At 48.4% G+C, this 21,379-nt stretch carries 20 protein-coding genes and 2 pseudogenes; 9 read left to right on the top strand and 13 right to left on the bottom strand.

The annotated features are described in order from the left end of the window. Nucleotides 1–100: 100 nt before the first annotated feature. On the bottom strand, nucleotides 101–1,126 hold the full coding sequence (locus tag HRE53_RS17645; protein WP_235107379.1) for a hypothetical protein: 1,026 nt from the start codon (nucleotides 1,124–1,126) through the stop codon (nucleotides 101–103). A gap of 112 nt (nucleotides 1,127–1,238) precedes the next feature. Next, nucleotides 1,239–1,415, bottom strand: coding sequence for a hypothetical protein (locus HRE53_RS17640; protein WP_235107378.1), 177 nt, complete (start codon nucleotides 1,413–1,415; stop codon nucleotides 1,239–1,241). 758 nt (nucleotides 1,416–2,173) lie between these two features. Here HRE53_RS17640 and HRE53_RS17635 point away from each other — a divergent pair. After that, complete coding sequence (locus tag HRE53_RS17635; protein WP_010480747.1) at nucleotides 2,174–2,338, top strand: hypothetical protein; 165 nt, start codon at nucleotides 2,174–2,176, stop codon at nucleotides 2,336–2,338. A gap of 46 nt (nucleotides 2,339–2,384) precedes the next feature. Beyond that, nucleotides 2,385–3,176 (top strand): DUF5895 domain-containing protein, encoded by a 792-nt coding sequence (locus HRE53_RS17630; protein ID WP_212664591.1) that lies wholly within the window; start codon nucleotides 2,385–2,387, stop codon nucleotides 3,174–3,176. 24 nt (nucleotides 3,177–3,200) lie between these two features. Here the strand turns inward: HRE53_RS17630 and HRE53_RS17625 are convergent, their stop codons facing one another. Further along, nucleotides 3,201–4,628, bottom strand: coding sequence for a matrixin family metalloprotease (locus tag HRE53_RS17625; RefSeq protein WP_235107377.1), 1,428 nt, complete (start codon nucleotides 4,626–4,628; stop codon nucleotides 3,201–3,203). Nucleotides 4,629–4,819: 191 nt separating this feature from the next. Here HRE53_RS17625 and HRE53_RS17620 point away from each other — a divergent pair, with 191 nt between their 5' ends. The 3 genes from HRE53_RS17620 (at nucleotide 4,820) to HRE53_RS17610 (ending at nucleotide 6,083) form a co-directional block, all read left to right on the top strand. Beyond that, on the top strand, nucleotides 4,820–5,269 hold the full coding sequence (locus HRE53_RS17620) for a PPC domain-containing DNA-binding protein (RefSeq protein WP_212664589.1): 450 nt from the start codon (nucleotides 4,820–4,822) through the stop codon (nucleotides 5,267–5,269). A gap of 84 nt (nucleotides 5,270–5,353) precedes the next feature. Further along, complete coding sequence (locus HRE53_RS17615) at nucleotides 5,354–5,722, top strand: MgtC/SapB family protein (RefSeq protein WP_235107376.1); 369 nt, start codon at nucleotides 5,354–5,356, stop codon at nucleotides 5,720–5,722. Further along, entirely contained in the window at nucleotides 5,607–6,083 is a 477-nt protein-coding gene (locus tag HRE53_RS17610; protein ID WP_235107375.1) for an MgtC/SapB family protein, read from the top strand. Before HRE53_RS17615 ends, HRE53_RS17610 begins: the two co-directional genes overlap by 116 nt. Before the next feature lie 457 nt (nucleotides 6,084–6,540). Here HRE53_RS17610 and HRE53_RS17605 read toward each other — a convergent pair whose 3' ends face one another. Continuing rightward, the gene (locus HRE53_RS17605; protein ID WP_212664587.1) at nucleotides 6,541–7,209 is read right to left on the bottom strand and encodes a TetR/AcrR family transcriptional regulator; all 669 of its coding nucleotides are present in this window, start codon (nucleotides 7,207–7,209) and stop codon (nucleotides 6,541–6,543) included. Nucleotides 7,210–7,623: 414 nt separating this feature from the next. Here HRE53_RS17605 and mfd point away from each other — a divergent pair, with 414 nt between their 5' ends. Further along, nucleotides 7,624–11,118 carry a transcription-repair coupling factor gene (gene mfd, locus HRE53_RS17600; RefSeq protein ID WP_235107374.1) on the top strand — a complete coding sequence of 1,165 codons (3,495 nt, stop codon included), beginning with the start codon at nucleotides 7,624–7,626 and terminating at the stop codon, nucleotides 11,116–11,118. 84 nt (nucleotides 11,119–11,202) lie between these two features. On the opposite strand, the gene HRE53_RS17595 is transcribed toward mfd, so the two are convergent. After that, nucleotides 11,203–11,736, bottom strand: coding sequence for a YHS domain-containing (seleno)protein (locus HRE53_RS17595; protein ID WP_235107373.1), 534 nt, complete (start codon nucleotides 11,734–11,736; stop codon nucleotides 11,203–11,205). Nucleotides 11,737–11,873: 137 nt separating this feature from the next. Continuing rightward, nucleotides 11,874–12,173, bottom strand: a complete 300-nt coding sequence (locus HRE53_RS17590; protein ID WP_235107372.1) for a hypothetical protein — start codon at nucleotides 12,171–12,173, stop codon at nucleotides 11,874–11,876. A 423-nt stretch (nucleotides 12,174–12,596) separates the two neighbouring features. On the opposite strand from HRE53_RS17590, the gene HRE53_RS17585 reads away from it, so the two are divergent. After that, the gene (locus HRE53_RS17585) at nucleotides 12,597–13,523 is read left to right on the top strand and encodes a DMT family transporter (RefSeq protein WP_235107371.1); all 927 of its coding nucleotides are present in this window, start codon (nucleotides 12,597–12,599) and stop codon (nucleotides 13,521–13,523) included. A gap of 83 nt (nucleotides 13,524–13,606) precedes the next feature. On the opposite strand, the gene HRE53_RS17580 is transcribed toward HRE53_RS17585, so the two are convergent. From HRE53_RS17580 to HRE53_RS17565, 4 genes are all read right to left on the bottom strand, one after another. After that, on the bottom strand, nucleotides 13,607–13,786 hold the full coding sequence (locus tag HRE53_RS17580; protein ID WP_235107370.1) for a hypothetical protein: 180 nt from the start codon (nucleotides 13,784–13,786) through the stop codon (nucleotides 13,607–13,609). Nucleotides 13,787–13,813: 27 nt separating this feature from the next. Continuing rightward, nucleotides 13,814–14,197, bottom strand: coding sequence for a hypothetical protein (locus HRE53_RS17575; protein WP_235107369.1), 384 nt, complete (start codon nucleotides 14,195–14,197; stop codon nucleotides 13,814–13,816). 94 nt (nucleotides 14,198–14,291) lie between these two features. Then, entirely contained in the window at nucleotides 14,292–14,525 is a 234-nt protein-coding gene (locus HRE53_RS17570; RefSeq protein ID WP_235107368.1) for a hypothetical protein, read from the bottom strand. A gap of 1 nt (nucleotide 14,526) precedes the next feature. After that, on the bottom strand, nucleotides 14,527–15,654 hold the full coding sequence (locus tag HRE53_RS17565) for a fatty acid desaturase (RefSeq protein ID WP_235107367.1): 1,128 nt from the start codon (nucleotides 15,652–15,654) through the stop codon (nucleotides 14,527–14,529). A 316-nt stretch (nucleotides 15,655–15,970) separates the two neighbouring features. On the opposite strand from HRE53_RS17565, the gene HRE53_RS17560 reads away from it, so the two are divergent. Continuing rightward, a complete protein-coding gene (locus tag HRE53_RS17560) occupies nucleotides 15,971–16,597 on the top strand; it encodes an RraA family protein (protein ID WP_212664578.1) in 627 nt (208 codons plus the stop codon). A gap of 15 nt (nucleotides 16,598–16,612) precedes the next feature. Continuing rightward, on the top strand, nucleotides 16,613–17,053 hold the full coding sequence (locus tag HRE53_RS17555) for a GNAT family N-acetyltransferase (protein ID WP_212664577.1): 441 nt from the start codon (nucleotides 16,613–16,615) through the stop codon (nucleotides 17,051–17,053). A gap of 93 nt (nucleotides 17,054–17,146) precedes the next feature. On the opposite strand, the pseudogene ffh reads toward HRE53_RS17555, so the two are convergent. The 3 genes and pseudogenes from ffh to HRE53_RS17540 all read right to left on the bottom strand — a co-directional run bounded on the left by ffh (nucleotide 17,147) and on the right by HRE53_RS17540 (nucleotide 21,378). After that, nucleotides 17,147–18,579 (bottom strand): annotated as a pseudogene (gene ffh / locus HRE53_RS17550) (signal recognition particle protein). A gap of 10 nt (nucleotides 18,580–18,589) precedes the next feature. Further along, a complete protein-coding gene (locus HRE53_RS17545; RefSeq protein ID WP_235107366.1) occupies nucleotides 18,590–19,801 on the bottom strand; it encodes a glycosyltransferase family 1 protein in 1,212 nt (403 codons plus the stop codon). A 178-nt stretch (nucleotides 19,802–19,979) separates the two neighbouring features. Continuing rightward, nucleotides 19,980–21,378, bottom strand: a pseudogene (locus tag HRE53_RS17540) (aminopeptidase P N-terminal domain-containing protein). Between the last annotated feature and the right edge of the window lies 1 nt (nucleotide 21,379).

The following is a 21,379-nucleotide window of genomic DNA, read 5'->3' as shown; positions in this document are numbered from 1 at the left end:
CTATTCAAAGCATAGTGCCATTTTGAGGAGGACATCATCCGTGTCAAAATTACACTTCGCTGGGCTACCCAGTAGTGCGAACTAGGATACTGGAGAGGCTTTATGCCATTCCCATATCGAGTTTTAGTTTTGCCAGATCATCATCCATCTCCAAATCTCGGTAGATCAGCTCCTTTTCATCCAAACCGTAGGAGTCCATTAACGCCTGAATTTGATCTGCCCCTTCGACCTTGTCACTACCCGAAAGGATACCGATCACCCGCTTTAGACAGTTCACCTTGCCGACAATTTTCAGTACCGGTGCCGCCGTCGCAAACGCAGCTCCTGCCGGAGGAAACACAATAGAAATTGCCACAATACCGCCGGTAACAACAGTTGTGGTTGCCGCAGCCGTCGCAGAAGCTTTCAACGTATCAACCAGCGCATCTTCCACTGATTTCTGACCTTGCTGCACCGCTACAAAATTATTCAAACCACTAAAAGCTAATTCAAATCCAAATGCTGACTTTCCAGCTTTGGTAGCCTGCTGTGCCACCACCTTTGTGCCAGCCTGAAAGTTAATCTCTGCTTTGGCTTTGGCAATAGTCTGTTTTTCGGTGGGAGTAATATTCTTTTTACCCCGCGCTCGATTCACGGTTGGCGCTTCCCAGCCTCCATTACTAGCCTTACTAGATCCCCCATGGACGTGGGATTTTTTATGACTCCAATCATGATTTTGTTTATATTGACGAATGCCCTTAGCCCCTAGACGACAGACATTCTTAGGGATTTTGTTGTACATTTTCTCGGCTTCTTGCCAGGAACGAGTTTCTCCTGCCCTCAAGCCTGCTGACTTAATGCTTTGCTTTAAGTTTTGAGGTAATTCCTCAAAGCTGACTGGATTGGGTATTGGACCATTGCTAGAGGCGGAGACTGTATCCCAAGTGTTGCTGTTATCCTGTGACTGATCCTCGACAGACTCTCTAAAAGGGATATCCCTGGATGTAGCACCATCTTGATTCGCGTTTGAACTAGCTACCGGGTTAGCGTCTCTTTCTGAGTGAGGGGCAAAATTGGAGGACGGAATATTCTCATCAAGATTCTGAGATGAATGTACATCAGCTTTTTTAGGATCTAATGATGCCATAGAAAACTGGCTAAACCATTCTAAAGAGTGAGAGGTTGTATCCTTAGCATAAATTTCAGCCTGGCTAATAAAAGGAATTTGAAGATAGATTAGGAAGTTTTTAATATATTTCTCAACAAGAGTTTGAGGTGGAATACCGTCTGGCTTGGTGACAATAAAAAACAATTTTCTCTGATTCAATAATTGCCCGACCCGTCACAGTTAAGGTCTGCAGGACATGATTGAGGGCATCGGTGATGGCCTCTACCTGGCCTTGACGGGCAAGTACTAAGATATTGGATTGCAACATAAATACTTTTTATAACAAGAAGAAAAGATATTGGCTTTTTACTTGGTAAACGTATAAATACTGGTTGATTTAAAAACAAAAAAATATACGTTTGTTCTTTGACATGGCACGGACTTAATGTTTTTTTATCTCGCATAAAATTATGGAAAAATTGAGTGAGTAATTTATTCTATAATTCCCAGTTTTTTTGATTGAAATTCTGTTGATCTATAAACGTAATTTTTTTGCAAGGTTGATGCTTGATGGACAGACCCGATCCGTCCCATCGTTCTCGGCAACTATCACAGCCAGTTCTAGTGCGTTGGCATCGCCGGTAAGACCGAGCTAGCCAAGCTCAACCCCTTATTGCCAAAGGAATGACTGAACTTGAGATGGGCTGATCGGTTGAATCCCGATCCTCATATATGGGTTCTATTGGAGCAGAATTGAGAATTCTCTAGATAAATCAGTCTTATCTGGAAAGGAGTTGCTAAAAAGAGCCTTTTCTAAGATATGTAGTCTCTTTTGTCGGCTCTATTCCTTTCGTAACAAATTATTAAAGCCTGGGGTAATCAATTTAGCCTTAAAAGCTTTAGGAGTATGGGATATAGCCGGAGAAAAGGATATTGCAATAGTACGCCTGTACTGATACACTTGTACTATGCGAGAGAGGGAAACATCTCCTTCCGTCGGGTGTTATTTCTCAACTGGTCTTGCCCAATCTTGGCAACCGCCAACGCATAATCACTCCCTCACTTTTTTTGGATGCAGGTGTTCATATGTCTCACTTTCAAATCATTTTTCTAGATGCTCAATGCCAGAGTGCCTATTGCCAAGGGCTTGAAGATGCATTGAAATCCCTGCCTCCTCGGTACGCCAGGAATCCAGAGTATATGCAGGGATATAACAGCCTGGAGTCTCACACCTCTCAATGGGCTGCCTAACAACCGCTTTCCTCACCTTCAACTAACGATCAAGGAGATTTCAATAATGATGTCCGCAACCCTCACTCAACCTGCTCAGATTGACGAATTTGCAGGGGATGAATATGGTCCTGCCTATCAGCCCCTGCCGTATTTACAAATACTCAATCACGAAGATCCGCAGCAGGCTGGATTCTTTATCTCTGCTGATAATGCTGCTGCTGTCGGCTTTCAACCAACGCCGGAGTGGCAGTCCCATGATGCCTACTTCATGTCGGGGGGAGTGGCCGTGGGCTATCGTAGCCTCACCGCCCGTTTAGCCGTGTTGCGACGGTCTCCCTTGCTGATGTTTTCGCGTAAAGACCGTGCCTTCCTGGGCTCTTTTGATCGCGATAATTATAATCCTGAAGAGGTCATCCTCAAGACCCGCTACTTGGTGTATTTGGTCAGTCGACAAAAGCAACTTCTCCATCAATCTCCCTTGCAATTCACCGCTAAGGGCTCCCTCTGTGGGTCGTTTGGCGAGCATTTTAATCAGTTCCACTCCCAAATGAACTGGGCCTATGGCAAACCTCGGGGCGATCGCTTTTTTGCTTTATCGATTCTTGCGGTTAAGCTGCAGCCGATCCTCAAAGGACAAGAAAAGAAATCCTGGGTCTGTTCAATTGTGGAGCATGGTCAACCGACTAACGAAAACTGGCGCAACTTTTTCTTGGGATATGACCCTAGCATTAAGCAAAAACTAATCGCTGATTTTGAGGCCCATGAGAATTTTGCCCAGGGCGATCGTGTCCAAAGCGATCTGGATAAAGGAATGTCTGAGCGTTATGACCCAGTCGTTGATGATCTAGCTTTCTAGAACCGGGTTGGCGTGCGGGTAGAACTATACTGCCCGCACGCAGTTGAGCATCCGTAAGGTCGCTGCAGCACCATAGTTGCGACGAGCCGGCCGGGTCGGAAAAAATGCCCTCCCTCTTTCGTTTAAGGGGGAGGCCACCCCACAATAGCCAGACATTTGCTCAATCACGGCTTCTGCCCAGTGATTCCGAATGTCGTTGAAGGCGAAAGGTGTTTGGATTGCAGGTACCTGGGGGGTGAAACCCCGACGCGATCGCACAAATTCAGCGGTGCGTCGCAGGATCGCCATCATCTCTGCTCGGGTCACGGTTACGGTAGGCCGAAACGTATCATCTCGATAGCCTGCCACGATTTGATTTGCACTAGCAAAACTGATTTTAGCGGCACTCCAGCGAGAGGCATTCACATCTGGGAATGGACTGGTACTGACTTGGCTGGGGAGCTGTAGATTCAAGTCAGGAATATTTTTTAAGGCTTCTAAACTCATGGACACGAGCTGTTCCCGAGTCAGAAAAGCCAAAGGCTGAAAGGTGTTGTTATTAAATCCAGCAATAAAGTTCAGGTCAACGGCTGCCAGGATTTCTGAACGATAGATATCGTTGGTAATATCCGCAAATCGGTTGTTGTTCACATCTCCATACAGAGACTGAATCCCGTTGATATCGTCTGGGCTGAGAAACCGTTGGGGACCTCTGTAGGTGGGGGCCATCAATGCTCCTTGAACTTGGGAGTGGGATAAGCCCAATGCATGACCAAATTCATGGGCAGCAACGGTGGCCAGATCTCGACCGGATGTGGGTAATGTCACACTCCAGGTTTCGGCATCATCAAAATGGGTATCGCCTGCTAGATTGCCGCCATTCGGGGGAGGGAAAAAAGCATGGGCGAGAACGTTACCGACGCCATCAAAGGGAAAGTCATCGTTATGGTCGCCGGTGGTAAACCGAATCACAATATCGGGATTGCTGCTAAAACTGACCTCTCTAAAGGTAAGCGGAGTGACTCGACTCCAGAGCTGAAACGCAGATGCGATCGCACCCCGGATTTGTGCAGGGGTGAGGTCAGACGTAAACTCCTGAAACCCATAGGTCAGATCTGTTTTAGACCATTTATTGCCCTGAGCGACAAACTCTCCTACCGGGGCATCTGGGACACCACAGCGAGGCAAACTCATTTGGCCGATGGTCGCTTCATCTAACTGATCGGAAAGAGGCAGTCCTTGAAATTGTTGGTAGTGATGTAAGGCCGTCAGGGTGGCTTCATCAAACCTATCGGGTGTCGCCGTGGATAGAGGGGTAGAGTCTTGGAGAAACGCGTAGGGATGGTCTGATTGGGTAGAGCGAAGATAGCCAAAATGTTCTAGAAAATCCTGTAATTCCCGAACGTCTGGACCGCTAGCTCCAAGGGATAAATGAACAGCCGTAGGAATTTTGAAAGACTTAGATGAAGACAAGATGGTTTTCCTGAAACGAAACAACTGTCCCCCGTTGTATTGACGTTGATTCTCCCTTACCCATGAACCGAACGCAAATCCATTCTGATTCAAGGTGTCGTTATCAGACGTTAGCGTTAGAACATAGAGGTTTGAAGAGAGGGTGAAGTCTGAAATCAGCTCTGAGTAACGGTGAGTCAACAGCTTGAATCATGGATATCAATCATGTATCAGAACAAAGTCCTCTGCAGGTATTGGCCCTGAGGTTATCACCCGGTACAGATGTGCGCCCAGCCATCGAAGCAATCGCCAAACGTGAGCAGATTAATGCGGGCAGTATTTTGAGTGCCGTGGGTAGCTTGAGCAGCGTGCAGTTGCGGTTTGCCAATGCTGAAATACCAACAGCCCTAGCTGGAAAACATGAAATCCTAACTTTGTCCGGCACCATCAGCTCAGCAGGTGTTCACTTACATATGACCGTTGCGAACGAATTAGGAGAGTGTAGAGGCGGCCATTTGGTGTCAGGGTGCCCTGTTCATACCACTCTAGAACTGGTAATTGCAACCTTCAAAGACTTGCAATTCACGCGCGAACTAGATGTCTTGACTGGATATCCTGAGTTGGTGATTCGCCCAATTTCTCAATCTTCGACGAAGGTATAAAAATCAGGAAATAAAGTGCAGGTTCTTAGCCTTGGCTTAACCTGATTGCGTCAGAATCGAAACGCATTATCGAGCAATTTTTGCATGACTTGGATTGATTTCAGCTTACGGCTGACCGTTGCTCTGATTTTGGGAAGTGCGATCGGCATCGAACGGCAGTGGCGACAGACTCGTGCTGTGCTTAAAACCAATGTTTTGGTTTGTATCGGCTCATCCATGTTTGTGATGATGTCGTTGATGCATGCCCAAGATGCCAGCCCAACTCGGGTCGCTGCTCAGATTGTGTCGGGGGTGGGCTTTTTGGGGGGGTGGTGTCATCTTAAGGGAAGGCACCAGTGTGCGAGGGCTGAATACAGCTGCTACCTTATGGTGCTCTGCATCAGTCGGAACCCTGGTGGGGGGAGGCTTTCTCTTTCCAGCCTATCTGGGAGCAGCTGCAGTAGTGTTCTCTAACTTAGTCATGCGACCTTTGGTGGAGCAGTTGAAGTTCCGTCCCCATAAGCCGGGAAAATCCACGAGTATTTATCGGTTTGTCTTGATCTGTGAGCATTATGAAGAGAAAAAAATTCGAAATGTCTTCCTAGGTTCCATCAATACAGCAGACATGATGATTAGCGCCTGGCGAAGTGAAAGCTTAGAGTCCTTAGGTAAACCCAAGCAAGTGGTGCTGGAAATTGAACTGATGACGATTCAGCGAGACGATAAGCTGCTCAATGAATTAGCTGAAGAGCTGCAAGAACAGGCCAATACCCAGCAAATTCGATGGGAATTGGTGTCGGATAAGATCAAAGGCCTGGCTATTTCCAGGAAATAATTTCAAGCCCATGGACAGGAAGCATTGCAGCGTGTCGTTTCTCTAGATGGGATTGGGCATATTGTCGGTATTCATGGGGGGGGCTAGCACGGCTATCCATACTTGAATAGTCGCAATATATTCTTTTAGATAAAGGATATTGTTGACCACTACCTCTTAAAAGCGTCATTTACTTAATTTTTTCAGTAAATATTAAAATAAAATGACAAATATGATAAAATCTGACCTTTATGATTTCATTGGTTAAGTAAAGAATAATAAATCGTTAAAGTTCGATGGGGGGTATAACAAATATGAATGCAAGCTCTAAAAAGGTTATCCTTGCTTCTTCGTTTGTAATTTTTGGTTTAGTGGGACCCATCACCTTTTGGCTAGGTGAGCGCAGCAGTCAAGCTTCATCAAGCTGCTCTCCTCAACAACTTGCTGATAGTCCAGTTGTAATTCCTAACCAACACCCTTAGGGACCTGCAGATGGCAATGGTAGCGTCACCTCAAATTCAAAGTCTTCTGGATGAGTACATACCGACCTTAAGCGATGATGTATTGCTTTTTGCGATCGCATAATCACATCCCCATCTCCATACAGTTGATACGCCCAATTTGTCCCGAATAGCAGCATATCTAGCTCGTAAGCTAGCTGATCAGGATCAACACTATTATGAATATCTCCAGCCTGTTGTGCTCTCGTAATCAGACGGGCATAAGTTTGTTGGCGCTCAGCCATAATTTCGGCTAAGCGATCGCGAATGGGGCCAGGGCGACTATTAAATTCAGTAGAGGTGGCGGCAAAAAAACATCCCCCTCGAAACAGTTTCTGCTCCGTATAATGCAGCCAGGCTTCGCAGAGAGACCATAAACGCGGTAAACCTTTGGGAGCGCGTAGGGCAGGCCGGACAACTTCTCGTAACACTAAATTACGAGCCCCTTCAATGACTGCTAGTTGCAGCGCTTCTTTGGACCCAAAATGGGCAAACAAGCCACTTTTGCTCATCTGCAATTCTTTAGCGAGACCGCCAATGGAGAGTCCGGTCAGGCCATCGACCGAAGCCAAATTCATGGCACATTGCAAAATGGCTCTACGGGTTTGCTCGCCTTGGGCTTTGCGGTGGTGAACGGAGGAACTCAAAATTTAGGTGAGATGATGTTGGGCTTGATTATAACTTGAAAATTTTGTCCGTTGGCATGGAGGGTTGGGCATCTGACTGGCCCTATCAATGCTAATTTCGGGGTAATTATGTGCACTATGGCCCATCATCTCTTCTAAGGTTGTTTCAGGAAGCGGCGTAGTCGGAGTGAGCAAAATATCAATTCCTAATATTGGCAGCAAACAACTCTTGGTCCGATTGCCATTAGTGGATATTCCACAAGTACTAGAAATGTTAGGGGTTTACCTTAACTGACATCCCCTAAAGATAAGTCATAAGAATCTGTACCACAGCAAATCATCGAGCACGGCCTGCCTGACCTTGCTATCCTATGGTGTGATGAAGCGTTGAAAAAAAGGGTGCTGCAGACGATCGCAGCAGGGAAATAAGCAATCATGAGTTTTTCTGCCATAGTGCAAGCATTAGGGCGTTCCCGCCTGTCGGAAGAGTTGCTGCTGAAATTGAAAGAGCAGCGGTTCTTGGATTTATGTGGTGTGCCTCGCTTGCCGAAGGGACTGGTCGCCTCTGCCCTAGCCCAACAGCAACAGCAGCATCTGTTTGTAGTCACCGCCACCCTAGAAGAAGCCGGACGCTGGGCCACTCAGCTAGAAGCCATGGGCTGGCAGACCGTTTATTTTTACCCCACCTCAGAAGCTTCCCCCTATGAATCCTTAGATCGAGAATCCGAGATGATCTGGGGACAATTGCAGGTTTTGGCCGAGACCCTAAAACTGAATGCCAATCCAGAGGCTAAGCCCTTAGCGATTGTGACCACGGAACGGGCCTTACAACCCCACTTGCCGCCCGTGCAGGTCTTCGAACCCTATTGCTTAAGTTTGGAATCCGGGATTGAGCTAGACCTAAAAACCCTGAGCGATAAGTTAGCTCGACTCGGCTATGAACGGGTATCCCTGGTGGAAACCGAAGGCCAATGGAGTCGGCGGGGGGACATTGTCGATATCTTTCCCGTGGCCTCCGAGCTGCCCATTCGTTTGGAGTGGTTCGGGGACGAGCTGGACAAAATGCGGGAGTTTGACCCCACTAGTCAGCGCTCCTTAGATAGTAGTGAAAAGCTCACCCTGACCCCCACTAGCTTTGCGCCAATCACCTTAGCTAACCTAAGTGAGGCCCAGCAAACCCAAGTCAAAACCTACTTAACCGAAGAAGAACTGGCTCTATTAGAAACCGGGACCTTAGAAGGCAGTCAGCGTTTTCTAGGCATGGCCTTTGAGACACCTGCTTCTCTATTGGATTACCTGCCAGAGAATACATTGGTGGTGGTCGATGAGCCCAATCAATGTCTGCCCCACAGCAACCGCTGGGTGGAACATGCCCAAGAGCAATGGGAGTCCGTCAGTCTACCAGACACTCCATTGCCCAAGGTGCACCAGAATTTTGAGGCCGCACTAGAACAAATTGAAGTGTTTGAGCGGATATTTCTGTCGGAGTTGGCAGAGGAGAAAGGGGGCTTAAACCTGTCCAGTCGGACGGTACCTGCGGTGCCTCACCAGTTTGGCAAGTTGGCGGAGACGATTAGGGGGGAGCGCGATCGCAAATTCAGTATCTGGCTAATCTCGGCTCAGCCCTCTCGTTCCGTGGCCCTGTTGCAGGAGCATGACTGCCCCGCCCAGTTTGTCCCTAACCCCAAAGATTTCCTTGCCATCGACAAACTGCAGGAGCAGCGCACCCCCGTTGCCCTCAAGTATTCCGGGTTAGCTGAACTAGAAGGCTTTGTGCTGCCCACCTTCCGCACGGTGGTAATTACAGACCGGGAATTTTTCGGTCAGCATACCCTAGCGACTCCCACCTATATTCGCAAGCGACGGCGGGCAACATCTAAACAGGTCGACCCCAATAAACTCCAGCCTGGGGATTTTGTCGTCCATCGCAATCACGGGATTGGCAAGTTCCTCAAGTTAGAGAGCCTGACTCTAAATCACGAAACCCGTGAATATTTGGTATTGCAATACGCCGATGGCACTTTGCGAGTCGCGGCGGATCAGTTGGGCACCTTATCTCGATTCCGCAATACCGGAGAAGGTCGTCCCCAGCTCAATAAAATGTCTGGGAAAGCCTGGGAGAAAACCAAGAATAAGGTTCGCAAGGCCATTAAAAAGCTGGCGGTAGATCTGCTGAAACTCTATGCCCAGCGAGCCCAACAGGAGGGATTTACTTTTCCCCTCGATCAGCCCTGGCAAGAAGAGATGGAAGACTCATTCCCTTATCAGCCCACTGCGGATCAGCTCAAAGCCGCCCAAGACGTAAAGCGGGATATGGAAAATCCCCGGCCAATGGATCGACTCGTTTGTGGTGATGTTGGGTTTGGCAAAACCGAAGTGGCCACCCGCGCTGTATTCAAAGCGGTGACTGCAGGCAAACAGGTAGCTTTCCTCGCACCGACGACCATTCTGACCCAGCAGCATTACCACACTCTAAAAGAACGATTTGCTCCCTACCCGATTCAAATTGGCCTTCTCAACCGATTTCGCAGTGCCGAAGAACGGAAAGACGTCCAAAATCGTCTCAAAACTGGAGAGCTAGATATTGTCGTTGGCACCCATCAACTGCTGGGCAAGAGTGTGAATTTCCGAGACCTGGGCCTACTCGTCATCGACGAAGAGCAGCGGTTTGGGGTCAACCAAAAAGAAAAAATCAAAACTCTGAAAACCCAAGTGGATGTGCTTACCCTCAGCGCCACGCCCATCCCTCGAACCCTCTATATGGCCCTATCTGGCGTCCGGGAAATGAGCCTAATTACCACCCCTCCCCCTTCTCGCCGTCCGATCAAAACCCATCTTTCTCCCTACGATTCAGAATCGATTCGCAGTGCCGTGCGCCAAGAACTAGACCGAGGGGGACAGATCTTCTATGTCGTCCCCCGAGTGGAAGGCATCGAAGAAGTGGCGGGTAAACTGCGGGAAATGGTGCCCAGTGCCCGGATTGCCATTGCCCACGGCCAAATGGTGGAAGGAGAGCTGGAAGCAACCATGCTCACCTTTAGTAATGGCGATGCTGAGATCCTAGTCTGTACCACCATTATTGAATCAGGCCTAGATATTCCCCGCGTCAATACGATTTTGATTGAAGATGCCCAAAAGTTTGGCCTCTCCCAGCTCTATCAGCTTCGAGGACGCGTCGGTCGCGCTGGGATTCAAGCCCATGCCTGGTTGTTTTATCCTAATCAAAGCTCTCTAACGGAGAAGGCTCGCAAGCGACTCCGGGCTTTGCAAGAATTTAGCCAGCTCGGGTCCGGCTACCAGTTAGCGGTTCGGGATATGGAAATTCGCGGGGTCGGTAATTTGCTAGGGGCGGAACAGTCCGGGCAAATGGAGGCCATCGGCTTTGACCTGTACATGGAAATGCTGGACGAGTCCATCAACGAAATTCGCGGCCAAGAAATTCCGCAGGTGGACGAAGCCCAGGTGGATCTCAATCTAACCGCCTTTATCCCTGCCGATTACATCACCGATTTAGATCAAAAGATGAGTGCCTATCGAGCGGTGGCCTCGGCAGAGACAAAAGCCGACCTTACCCAAACCGCTGTGGACTGGAACGATCGCTATGGTCCGATTCCCGATTCGGCCCAACAGCTTTTGCGGATTATGGAGCTGAAACAGGTGGCGAAATCATTAGGGTTCTCGCGCATCAAACCAGAGGATAAACAACATGTAATGCTGGAAACGCCGATGGAAGAACCTGCCTTTAAACTTTTGAAGGAAAACTTACCTGAACATTTGCGATCTCGTTTCGTATACTTCCCCGGAAAAGTGACGGTACGGGGCCTCGGCGTCATGAAAGCCGACCGCCAATTGGAAAGCCTGATTGACTGGCTCGGCAAGATGAAGGGGGCCTTACCTGAAGTCGAGAAAGCTTTAGTGGAAGCGGGTTAGAGTCAAGCGACTTACCTTGAGCAAAAGGTTGATTGCTTGAGATCTATAGCTGAAAAAAGATTATTCAGATTTCTCTAGCCCCAACTAATTAGATAGGTTTCCTTGTTCATTTTTAGAGACTAACGTCGGCCAATTTTGATTCGCTTGGGAAATATAACTGGGAATATCCTCTTGCCACAGCTGCTGCACATCAGCACTAACGTTCAGGTACAGCTTGCCATCCACAATAGCCCAAGCTTCCGGCACAATTGAAACTAACGCTCCTTGGCTCACCCCATAGGCGCAAAATCCACCATATTGAGGAGCATAAGCTTTTGGATTATTGGCAAATAAGTCTCGATGCTTGGCATTGGCAAATAACCAGGTTCCCCCTTGCCACTCGTAGGCATAGTCTTGAATCCCTGGGATAGGGCGTCCTTCTGTGAAGTATGCCACTGGATCTGTTCCACGAATCGCGATTCCGTCTTCCGCAAAAACTGCTGCAGCAGGGGAAGTGGATTCAGACACTGGATTAGCAACCGCTATTCCTCCGGTGCGAGTAATGGAAGACACTCTAGAAACAGTACTCAAAAGTACGACAAAAGATAAGACAAAATTAGCCAGAGTCTTTGGATTCACAGATTTTTCTCCAACACAATATATCAGCCACAACTGAATATTAAAAATAGCTGTGACTGACAACTCAAACACTTGAGGGTGTTCATACAAACGAGGGATAACTCTGCACTTGCAGCTCCCTCATTACTGCAGATTAATTAATAGCGTTTCCAAGTTTTTTTAGAAGCACAGGGATTCTTGGCAGCACAGGGGTCTTTAGCAGCACAGGGATCTTTAGCGGCACAAGGATTCTTGGCAGCACAGGGGTCTTTGGCGGCACAAGGATTCTTAGCCGCACAGGGATCTTTAGCGGCGCAAGGATTCTTGGCGGCACAGGGATTGTCTACGGCAGCAGCACAGGGATTAGCATGGGTTGGGGAAGAAATTAGAGTCGTTGTGGCGACCCCAAGTGTCAACATAGAGGTAGAGGCCAGTAATGCTAAATATTTGACTTTCATACTCAGAACTCCAGAGATCAATGGGTCGGTCAAAACCCTACACTTATACAGTTAAGAGAAGTTGGATAAGGATAGCCTGAAGACTAAATGAGTTTTTCTGAGGGATTTATGAGTTTTTCTAGAGACATACAGTTCTCAAAAGTTACTGTTTAGTCTCACAGCATTATTTCGGGCTCTCATCTTACCTAAAAATCTTCGTTAGGATCACCTTCTCACAAAAAATTCATAGGTTTATTTTCTATTTGTTATACCTATAAAACTATCAGAATAATATCCAAAAAAACCTTCTGACTAAAGTATTCTCAAGAATACAATTTGATTACCCATTTCATAACCACATTGATTGTTTGCACAAAATGCAGGATGCCTCGCCTAAAATCAATAAGACCTTAGTAAAAGCAAGTTTATGAGTTATCCCAGATTATGATTGGTTTTCTGATCGTGTTACTGGGCGCAGTCTTCTTTTGTTTTCAGAACGTTATCGTCCGCATTCTATTTAACGAATATACCGTTGCTGGCCTGCTACAAACAGGAGGATTCGTTGTCCCTTCTCTCCCCAACTCTTTTTTGTTAATGGCAATGCGGATGGTCCTGGTGGTGCCGTTGGTATCGGCCATGACCCCACTGTTTTATCCGGCGCTTTGGTGGGATTTAAAAAAGCTGGGTCAACAGCAGCATCGTCCTGACCTCATACGATCGCTGTTAGGGGGAGTGTTTATGTATCTCTACCTAGCACTCCTCTATTTCTCTGTGGGCTTGATTCCCACTGGAATTGCCTTAACCTTATTTTTCACCTTTCCCGTTTTTACGGCTCTCCTCTCCTGGTACTTCTTTGGCGATGCACCTTCCCGATTTCGCTGGATGGTGATGGGATTAGTCCTGTTCGGCAGTGCTCTGACGGTTCCTCAAACTGGATTAACGGCTAATGCGTTGGGGGTTGGCTTAGGAGTTGGGTCAGGGGTTGCCTATGCCATCTATACGGTTCTCGCTCAAAAAAGCTTTGAGCAGGTCCATCCTGTTCCCTATACCTGGATTAGCTTCGCGGTTACGCTGGTCTTGTCCTGTATCAGCTTGTTGTTCTGGACACAGCCTGAGGCCATTGAGTGGGGGCCATTATGGATTGGGGGCTTGTTATCTGCCATTGCCACGTCCAGTGGTCACCTGCTCAACAATATGGGCATTCGCCTGATTGGAGCTACTACAGCATCCATCATTGGGGCGACCAATCCCGCGTTGACGGTTGTCTTGGCCTGGTTCGCTATTCAAGAAACCCTCAATCCACTCCAAATTTTCGGCGTTATTTTAGTCACTTTTAGTGTGGCGTTGCTCAGTCGAGAAAAGAGGAAGTAGACTCAGACATAGTAAAGCCAGCGTATCGCCTGATATGCCTGATAGCCTTTCTGAAAATAGGATTGAGCGACTGTTGCTCAGTTTTATTTAGTTGCGATCGCAACCCCAATACCTGTCCCCTCAGCAGGAGTCATCAATGGAAAAGCATACATCTGATTGCAGGGATGAACGGCTTCAAACTGGTGCACAATCGACAGAGCTTCTATGACCAACTGCTTTGCTAGTTTGGTAATCAGTTCTTTCTTCTGAACAGATGGATGCATCAGTCTCAATCGCTATAAGAGATGCCCCTAAGGAGAAAAGCCAAACGCAGAATTATAGCCAATCAGGCACACTTCAGGTTGACCAGGTTTTGAATGGGTGCTGACCATACCACTCACTAAAGTGGTATGTCCTGGCTCAACAGCGTAAACGGTATAAACGCATTCACAGGGACCATCTCCATACCCTCTTTCTTCCCCACCAACGGCAATTTGAGTTGCCAAAGATTCATGCTTCTCCTGATGGGTTTTCTTGAAATACAAGAAATCCTGGGAGGAAGGAAGAGACGAGCTAAGGTGCAAGGCACGAAGTTGATAGGCGTCCTCATAACGCCGCTCTCGCAATGCATAGAAATAGTCAAAAATAGCCTTCTCTCTTGGATTACGTGGAACAGTTGAACCGCTAGATCTCATCCGCTTTTCCACGCTTGGTCGGCACCCAGCCAATACGAAAAGACACACTATCAATATCTTCTTCATTTTGATGTTAGCCCTGATGGTCTAACTCCTAAGGTGATCCCAAATCAGAGTGAGGCCGGAAAACCCGTATCACTATGCGCTTTGCCTCACAAGCCTTGACTTGGGCAACACTTTCTACCGCGGGCCAAAGATGCATCATCCCAATATTTTCCTCTTCTCGCACAATCCGTAAGGCATCTTCAAGGGTCTGCCCTAAATCAATCAAAGCTCGAAGCCTATTCTCAACCCGTACCTGATCTAATTTTCCCCATAACCTTGACATCCTAGGGATCAAGCGTCAAAGGACAGGTCATAGACTCTTCACCGGACCAAGTAGTAAAAGTCTTTTCATCTTCGTAATGTCTAGGTGTTTCCAACATTAATTTCCACACTTGACCCGCAGGAAGTAAATGAAAGCGCTCAGGATAGAGCTTCAGTAGCAACTCCTGCACAAGCGGGTAATAATCAGAATTCATTCCGGGAAAAAGATGGTGCTCCGTATGGTACGAAAAATTGAAATGCAGCACATCAAATATCTTAGGAACCTTCAATGAAACACTATTAACTAGCGGATCATTAATTGCCGTCATGGGTGACAGCATATGGTTCGTGTAGATATAAAATATCACTCCTGCATAGCCAATCCAAATGGGTAGAAAATAACTGAATACCAATTTAACCGGATCAAAATTCAGACTAGCCACGATACCTAAATGGACAAGGCAAATGAGAATAACTTCTCTGGCAATCGCCCATCGCTCTTGACGGCTGACCGTAAAGGCTGCTGGAACATAATCCACTTCTTTACGATTAAATAACACCACGGACGTCATGTTCCTGAAGGCATGAAACCCCCAAGCATGAGACATGCCAATGATTAATCCGACTGGACTAACTTTGACAGAGGGAACAAGCTGATCCTGAATCCATTTCCCCCATGTGTTGGGTTGTTGATAAAGATAGTTGCGATCTGGATCAATCTCAGAATTGGTATTGCGGTGATGTTCACGGTTATGGACTGCCCGCCAGAGCGTGGGCGGCATCCACCCCACAGCCAATCCTAAGAAACTCACTAGTTGGAATAGTCTTGAATGTCTGACACCACCACCATGCATTAAGTCATGACAGCTAAAGAGCAACACAATAACGCTATTACCCATCACTAGGGAAATAGGTAAATATAGCCATAACCAATACCATTGCCATTGATCTATATAGCTGGCAATGGCCCAACCAACCGCTAGCATGGCTAAATTGATCAAAATAAACCAAATTTTGTTCAGATCGGGAGCAAATGCTTCATCAGGCAATAAAGGGCGTAACTGTTTAACATAGTCAGCATGCGATATTAACGCATCAGGTTGATTCTGCTTTACATCAGAAGCAGCAGATGAGAGGGGAACTGAAGTCATGCAATTCTACAGTAATGAATGGGAAACATTTCACCTGTCACTAGATGCAGGTGAAGGAGTGCTGTCAGAAATTTTTTGCACTCATACCTAATGCTGAAAGTCAGCGGCACAAAAAATCTGCGAAAACCTTAAGGTGAAGAATTTCTAGAGATTGGTGAGCAACAATTCAAGCACGCTGTCTATTCTAATAGATAGTCCTGAAATTTGTCAGAAATAGGGGCCAGGTCGGGGATTGGCAGAACGGTTGAATCACAAAATAAACTGAGTCCCACAGTCATCCCACCCAATAGAAGGCTTAAGTAGGTTCAGCACATCAATGACTAACTATTCCAAATTCCGAGAATTATCGCCTACCGCCTATGCTGATGCGTTAAGCCGCGAACAGTTTATGGATATTGGCATCACAGAAATCTGGCCTCAAATTCCGAGAATTGCAGGACCCGCCTATACAGTCCGCTGTCCACCCGGCGACAATCTGATGCTTCATGCAGCGATTTACCGCGCCCCACCCGGAAGTGTCATTGTCGTCGAAACAGGTAACGTAGACTATGCCGTTTCAGGCGGCAATGTCTGTGCCATTGCCCAAAAAAGACAAATTGCAGGTTTTGTCGTCGATGGTGTGATCAGAGATGTTGCCGAAGTTCGAGCAGCCCAATTCCCCGTTTTTGCTAGAGGGGTGATTCCTATCCCTGGGGTCAAAAAAACCTTGGGAACCCTAGGTGGACCTATTCATTGTGGTGGAGTCCACATTCATCCCCAGGATATTGTGGTGGCAGATGAAGAAGGAATTGCCGTTATTCCAGTGGCTGACCAAGCCTCTGTCTATGAGATCGCCTACCAAAGAACCGTCAAAGACGCATCTCAATCCATAGAAGAATGGGAAACAACTCACCAAGCTAAAATTGCTAGAATCCTCTTAGAGAAAGGCTTTACCGAAAACTAATCTGGGTTGCTACTCATGAATATCGTGTTGGCCAATATAGACCATCTTGCTGACGTGGCCATGCTATTTGACCACTACCGAGTGTTCTACCACCAGCTCTCCAACTTCCACGGGGCCGAACAGTTTATAGCTAACCGATTTCGCAATCAGGACTCCACCATTTTTCTAGCCTTGGATAATGGCAGTGGCGTGGGGTTCACCCAGCTCTACCCCAGTTTTTCTTCCGCTTCTATGGGGCGAGTGTGGATTTTGAATGATTTATTCGTGCTTCCCTCCCATCGCCAACAAGGCATTGCTACGCAACTGATGCAGGCAGCCGCAGATTATGGCCGAGAAACAGGAGCCATACGATTAGCATTGGCCACTGAAAAGACCAATACTGAAGCCCAAGCCCTGTATGAATCCTTGGGCTATCAGCTAGATCAGACCTTCAACCACTTTGCGTTAACCCTGTAAATATCCAAAAGACCAAACCAAACCTCTACCAGGGCATTTGGGCGATGTTAGTAGTTGACGCGGACTTGCGATCGCAAGCCTGCATTGCATCCCCTACAAATCACCAAACCCTTTTTTCTTTTTATTCTTCTTCTTCTTACCCATACCGCCACGCCAACCGCCTGGGCTAGGGCGACCACCCCCCATCATCGGATTCCCACCACCCGCAGGAGACATACCGGGCATTTGTCCTTGCCCCATCTGCTGCATCATGGATCGCATGCGCTGGAACTCAGTTACTAACTTGCCGACATCGTTTTGCGTATAGCCAGAGCCCTTGGCAATCCGGCGACGACGACTCGGAGAGTTAGAGAGTAACTGGGGATTTTTGCGTTCCTCCTTGGTCATGGAGTTGATCATCGCTTCCGTCTGCTGCAGCTTGGTTTCACCTTCCTGGAGCTGAGAGTTGGAGATTTTATTCATGCCGGGGATGAGCTTCATCACCCCACCCAGAGATCCCATATTTTTGAGCAAGCGCATTTGCTTGAGAAAATCAGTGAAGTCAAACTGAGCCTCCATGATCTTCTTCTGCATCTTCTCCGCATCGGCGATGTCAAACTCTTCTTGAGCTTTCTCCACCAGGGTGAGGACATCTCCCATCCCCAAAATGCGAGATGCCATTCGATCAGGATAGAAGGGCTGCAACGCCTCAACTTTTTCCCCAACCCCGACAAATTTGATCGGCTTACCGGAAATTTGGCGAATCGAGAGGGCCGCCCCCCCGCGAGTATCACCATCCATCTTGGTCAGGATGGCGCCGGTAATGCCAATCTGGTCATGGAAGGTCTGGGTCAGATTGGCCGCTTCCTGACCGGTCATGGCATCGACGACCAGCAAGGTCTCGTCCGGCTTGATGGCTTTTTTAATGTCCGCCAGCTCAGACATCATTTCTGGGTCAATTTGCAGACGACCGGCCGTATCCACAATCACCGTATCTACCTTTTGCTCACGAGCCGCTGCTAGGCCTTGGCGAGCAATTTCAACGGGGTTAGCATCTGTTCCCAGCTGAAAGACCGGTACATCAATCTGCTCACCCAGGGTCACCAACTGGTCGATGGCTGCTGGTCGATAGATATCCGTTGCCACCAGCAAGGAAGTCTGCTCTTGTTTGCGTAAATGCAGGGCGAGTTTGGCCGTTGCCGTGGTTTTACCGGTCCCCTGTAAACCCGCCATTAAAATCACGGTAGGCGGCTTATTGGACTCTGCTAAGGGCTCATTCGTCGCCCCCCATAATCTCGACCAGCTGATCATGGACAATTTTGATAAATTGCTGATCCGGCTGCACCCCCCGTGATCACCTCGGCCCCTAAGGCCGCTTCCCGCACCTCTTCAATAAAATCTTTAACGACTTGTAAATTAACATCCGCTTCCAAGAGCGCTCGCCGAACTTCTTTTAGGGCGTCTTGAATGTTCGACTCCGAAATTTTAGCCTGACCCCGAAGGGTTTTCCAGGCGGATTCAAGCCGATCTGATAGGGCTTCAAACATAGCGGGTTACCTATTTGCAGATAATTATTTTGACATAGGAGCGGTAGACGCCGCTACTTAGACGAGACAGTGGCAGAAGAAGGGGGGGCCTCGTCACGCTAGATGTGGACTGTTTCTCTAGGACTGCCTGGTAGTAGCCTTCCAGTTGCCGAGTTGCTGCGGCCCAGCCCCATCGCTCTGCTTCTGCTCGGGCATTGTGGCGAATGGTTTCCCGCTCATCCGAATTATTGAGTAAGCGTTGGGTCACTTGAACAAAATCTTGGTCACTGTTGGGGTCAAACAGATATCCGTTTACCTCATCTTCGACGATATCGGTAATTCCGCCGGATCGAGCGGCCACCACAGGACATCCTGCTGCCATTGCTTCCAGGAGCACCAACCCTAAGGTTTCAGTTCGAGAGGGGAACATAAAGCAATCTGCTGAGGCAAAGGCCGAGGCCAAGGTTTTGCCAGACATATACCCAGCAAAATAGGTTTTTGTGCCCGCGAAATGCTTCTCCAGATCTTGCCGATAGGGACCATCCCCCACCAAAGCGAGGCGAGCGTTCGGCATGGCATCCAAAATCAACTTGATGCGGTCAATTTCTTTCTCTGCGGAGAGTCGGCCCACATAGAGTAGCAAGGGCGCTTCTGGATTCCCTTGGCTGAGCAGCATCCGCATATCTGCCGAGGCTAATTCAGGTTGAAACGTGTCAATATCAACCCCTCGCTGCCACAGGGCCAGACGTTCAATTCCCTGTTCACCCAGCTCTTCCACCATGGCATTAGAAGTACAGAGGTTTAAGAGAGCCTGATTATGCCCTGCTTTGAGCATTTCCCACAACACCCCTTCAAACATACCTAAGCCGTAGTACTTCAAATAGTGGGGTAAGTGGGTATGGTAAGACGCCACTAAAGGGATGCGGTTCATCTTACTGAAAAATAATCCAGCCACCCCCAGAACCGCCGGATTGACCACATGAACCAGATCAGGCTGAAACCGAGTTAGGGCATCTCCAATGGAGGGGCGAGGTAACGCTAATTTGAGTTCAGGATAGAGGGGGAGCGGAAAGGCAGAAACGCCATGAACTTGGGCTCCCTTATATTCTGTAATGCCACCATCGGGTGAAAAGACTAAAACTTGATGACCGTCTTGTTGTAAATGGGCAACCGTATGACAGAGGCGGGTGACGATTCCATCTACCTTAGGCAGGAAGGTTTCAGTAAAAAAGGCAATTCGCATGGATACAGTTGCATCGAAAGGAGCAAAGGAACATCACAGAAGATGGTCTGGTGTTCCAGAATACGGTTTGGCCCTTAGGCCTTCTTCTCAAAGTACCAGGAAGTCGGAATGTTTAGAACTGCTTTCTAGGAGAACCCATACCCCGGCTGTAAGTGAATGGAGGGTAAAGTCTTATCGATTAAGACGTTGAGCCTTGCACACAGGCTTCCACTTCAGCCCCTTGAGTGGGTAAAGCGGACGTTAAGACCTGACAGCCTTCTGCCGTGACTAGCACATCATCTTCAATCCGAATCCCCCGAACATCCTCAAAGTGGGCCAAACGATCCCAATCAACGCAATCGCGATACTGCTGGCGTAGGTCCGGGTGATTGAGGAGGGCCGGAATTTGGTAAAAGCCCGGTTCAATGGTGACCAGCATCTGAGGACGTAAGGGTCGATCTAGCCGGAGGTAGCGTAGCCCCATGCGATCGCATCTCTGTCTCTCAGCCCCATAGCCCGCCAGATCTCCTAGATCTTCCATATCGTGAACATCCAGCCCCAGTAAGTGACCAATTCCATGGGGGAAGAACAGAGCATGGGCATCCCGCTCCACCAGCACTTCAGGCTGGCCCTTGAGAATACCGATATCGACGAGGCCCGAGGCAATGGTCTGGGCCGCCAACAGATGCAGATCGCGGAATTCGACCCCAGGTCTGATGGCAGTAATACAAGCATCATGAGCCGCAAGGACAAGGTCATACACATCGCGCTGGGTAGACGAGAAATGCCCCGATACCGGCCAAGTGCGGGTGACATCTGCAGCCCAGCCTAAGGGCGTTTCTGCCCCAGCATCCACTAGCAGTAGATCACCGGGTGCCAAGGCATGGGGATAGGCGTCATTATGGAGAATTTCCCCTTGAACTGTGACGATACTGGCATAGGCCGTCGGGCATTGATGCGCCATCATCACCGCTTCAATTTCAGCCCGAATAGCTGCTTCTGAAGCGTGGTTCAGGGTAGACCTCATCCCTTGCAAATGGGCCGCAACCGTAATGTCGGCAGCTTGCTGCAGCTGGTCAAGGGCAAATCCATCCTGCTGTAAGCGCAATTGAATCACAGCAGCAGCGAGTTGACGATCTCGATTGCCTCCCTCATCCTGACTCCCTTGAGAGGTGATGGCAGGGACTGGACGCCCCAACCCCTCTATTTGTTGTTGACGGGTATCGGCAGAGAGCGCAGGTAAGGTTGCTGCCTGTTGCGCCCAAGTAGGGACTGCAGATAGAGGCAAGTGAGTTTCAGCCCCGATCTGATCCGCCATTTCGCCTCGACTCAGACTCGGACCATGCCAGAGGGCGGCATCAGGGTGGGGCTCATCCCAAAACAAGGTGAGCTGGCCTCCCTCTAAACCAATCACTGCATTGTGTAGGGGCAATCCAGCAAAGTACAAAAAAATGACTGCTGGCTCGAAAGGGGAAATGATTGGCGGCAAAATTTCGAGAGGGAGCAACCCCGGACCAGAGCAGGGCCTGCCCCTCGAACTGCTGTCCTAGCTGATGGCGTCTATGGCGTAAACAAGACTGTTCTATGGGGGTTAACACC

This window comes from Acaryochloris sp. 'Moss Beach' (assembly GCF_021497025.1).
Lineage (GTDB): Bacteria > Cyanobacteriota > Cyanobacteriia > Thermosynechococcales > Thermosynechococcaceae > Acaryochloris > Acaryochloris marina_A.
This window is presented reverse-complemented; position numbering and strand designations above follow the sequence as displayed.

Excerpts from the sequence above, each read along its gene's own strand:
- HRE53_RS17645 (WP_235107379.1), bottom strand. The coding sequence starts at position 1,126 with ATGGCATCATTAGATCCTAAAAAAGCTGATGTACATTCATCTCAGAAT.
- HRE53_RS17640 (WP_235107378.1), bottom strand. The coding sequence starts at position 1,415 with ATGTTGCAATCCAATATCTTAGTACTTGCCCGTCAAGGCCAGGTAGAG.
- HRE53_RS17635 (WP_010480747.1), top strand. The coding sequence starts at position 2,174 with ATGTCTCACTTTCAAATCATTTTTCTAGATGCTCAATGCCAGAGTGCC.
- HRE53_RS17630 (WP_212664591.1), top strand. The coding sequence starts at position 2,385 with ATGATGTCCGCAACCCTCACTCAACCTGCTCAGATTGACGAATTTGCA.
- HRE53_RS17620 (WP_212664589.1), top strand. The coding sequence starts at position 4,820 with ATGGATATCAATCATGTATCAGAACAAAGTCCTCTGCAGGTATTGGCC.
- HRE53_RS17615 (WP_235107376.1), top strand. The coding sequence starts at position 5,354 with ATGACTTGGATTGATTTCAGCTTACGGCTGACCGTTGCTCTGATTTTG.
- mfd (WP_235107374.1), top strand. The coding sequence starts at position 7,624 with ATGAGTTTTTCTGCCATAGTGCAAGCATTAGGGCGTTCCCGCCTGTCG.
- HRE53_RS17590 (WP_235107372.1), bottom strand. The coding sequence starts at position 12,173 with ATGAAAGTCAAATATTTAGCATTACTGGCCTCTACCTCTATGTTGACA.
- HRE53_RS17585 (WP_235107371.1), top strand. The coding sequence starts at position 12,597 with ATGATTGGTTTTCTGATCGTGTTACTGGGCGCAGTCTTCTTTTGTTTT.
- HRE53_RS17580 (WP_235107370.1), bottom strand. The coding sequence starts at position 13,786 with ATGCATCCATCTGTTCAGAAGAAAGAACTGATTACCAAACTAGCAAAG.
- HRE53_RS17575 (WP_235107369.1), bottom strand. The coding sequence starts at position 14,197 with ATGAGATCTAGCGGTTCAACTGTTCCACGTAATCCAAGAGAGAAGGCT.
- HRE53_RS17570 (WP_235107368.1), bottom strand. The coding sequence starts at position 14,525 with ATGTCAAGGTTATGGGGAAAATTAGATCAGGTACGGGTTGAGAATAGG.
- HRE53_RS17565 (WP_235107367.1), bottom strand. The coding sequence starts at position 15,654 with ATGACTTCAGTTCCCCTCTCATCTGCTGCTTCTGATGTAAAGCAGAAT.
- HRE53_RS17560 (WP_212664578.1), top strand. The coding sequence starts at position 15,971 with ATGACTAACTATTCCAAATTCCGAGAATTATCGCCTACCGCCTATGCT.
- HRE53_RS17555 (WP_212664577.1), top strand. The coding sequence starts at position 16,613 with ATGAATATCGTGTTGGCCAATATAGACCATCTTGCTGACGTGGCCATG.
- HRE53_RS17545 (WP_235107366.1), bottom strand. The coding sequence starts at position 19,801 with ATGCGAATTGCCTTTTTTACTGAAACCTTCCTGCCTAAGGTAGATGGA.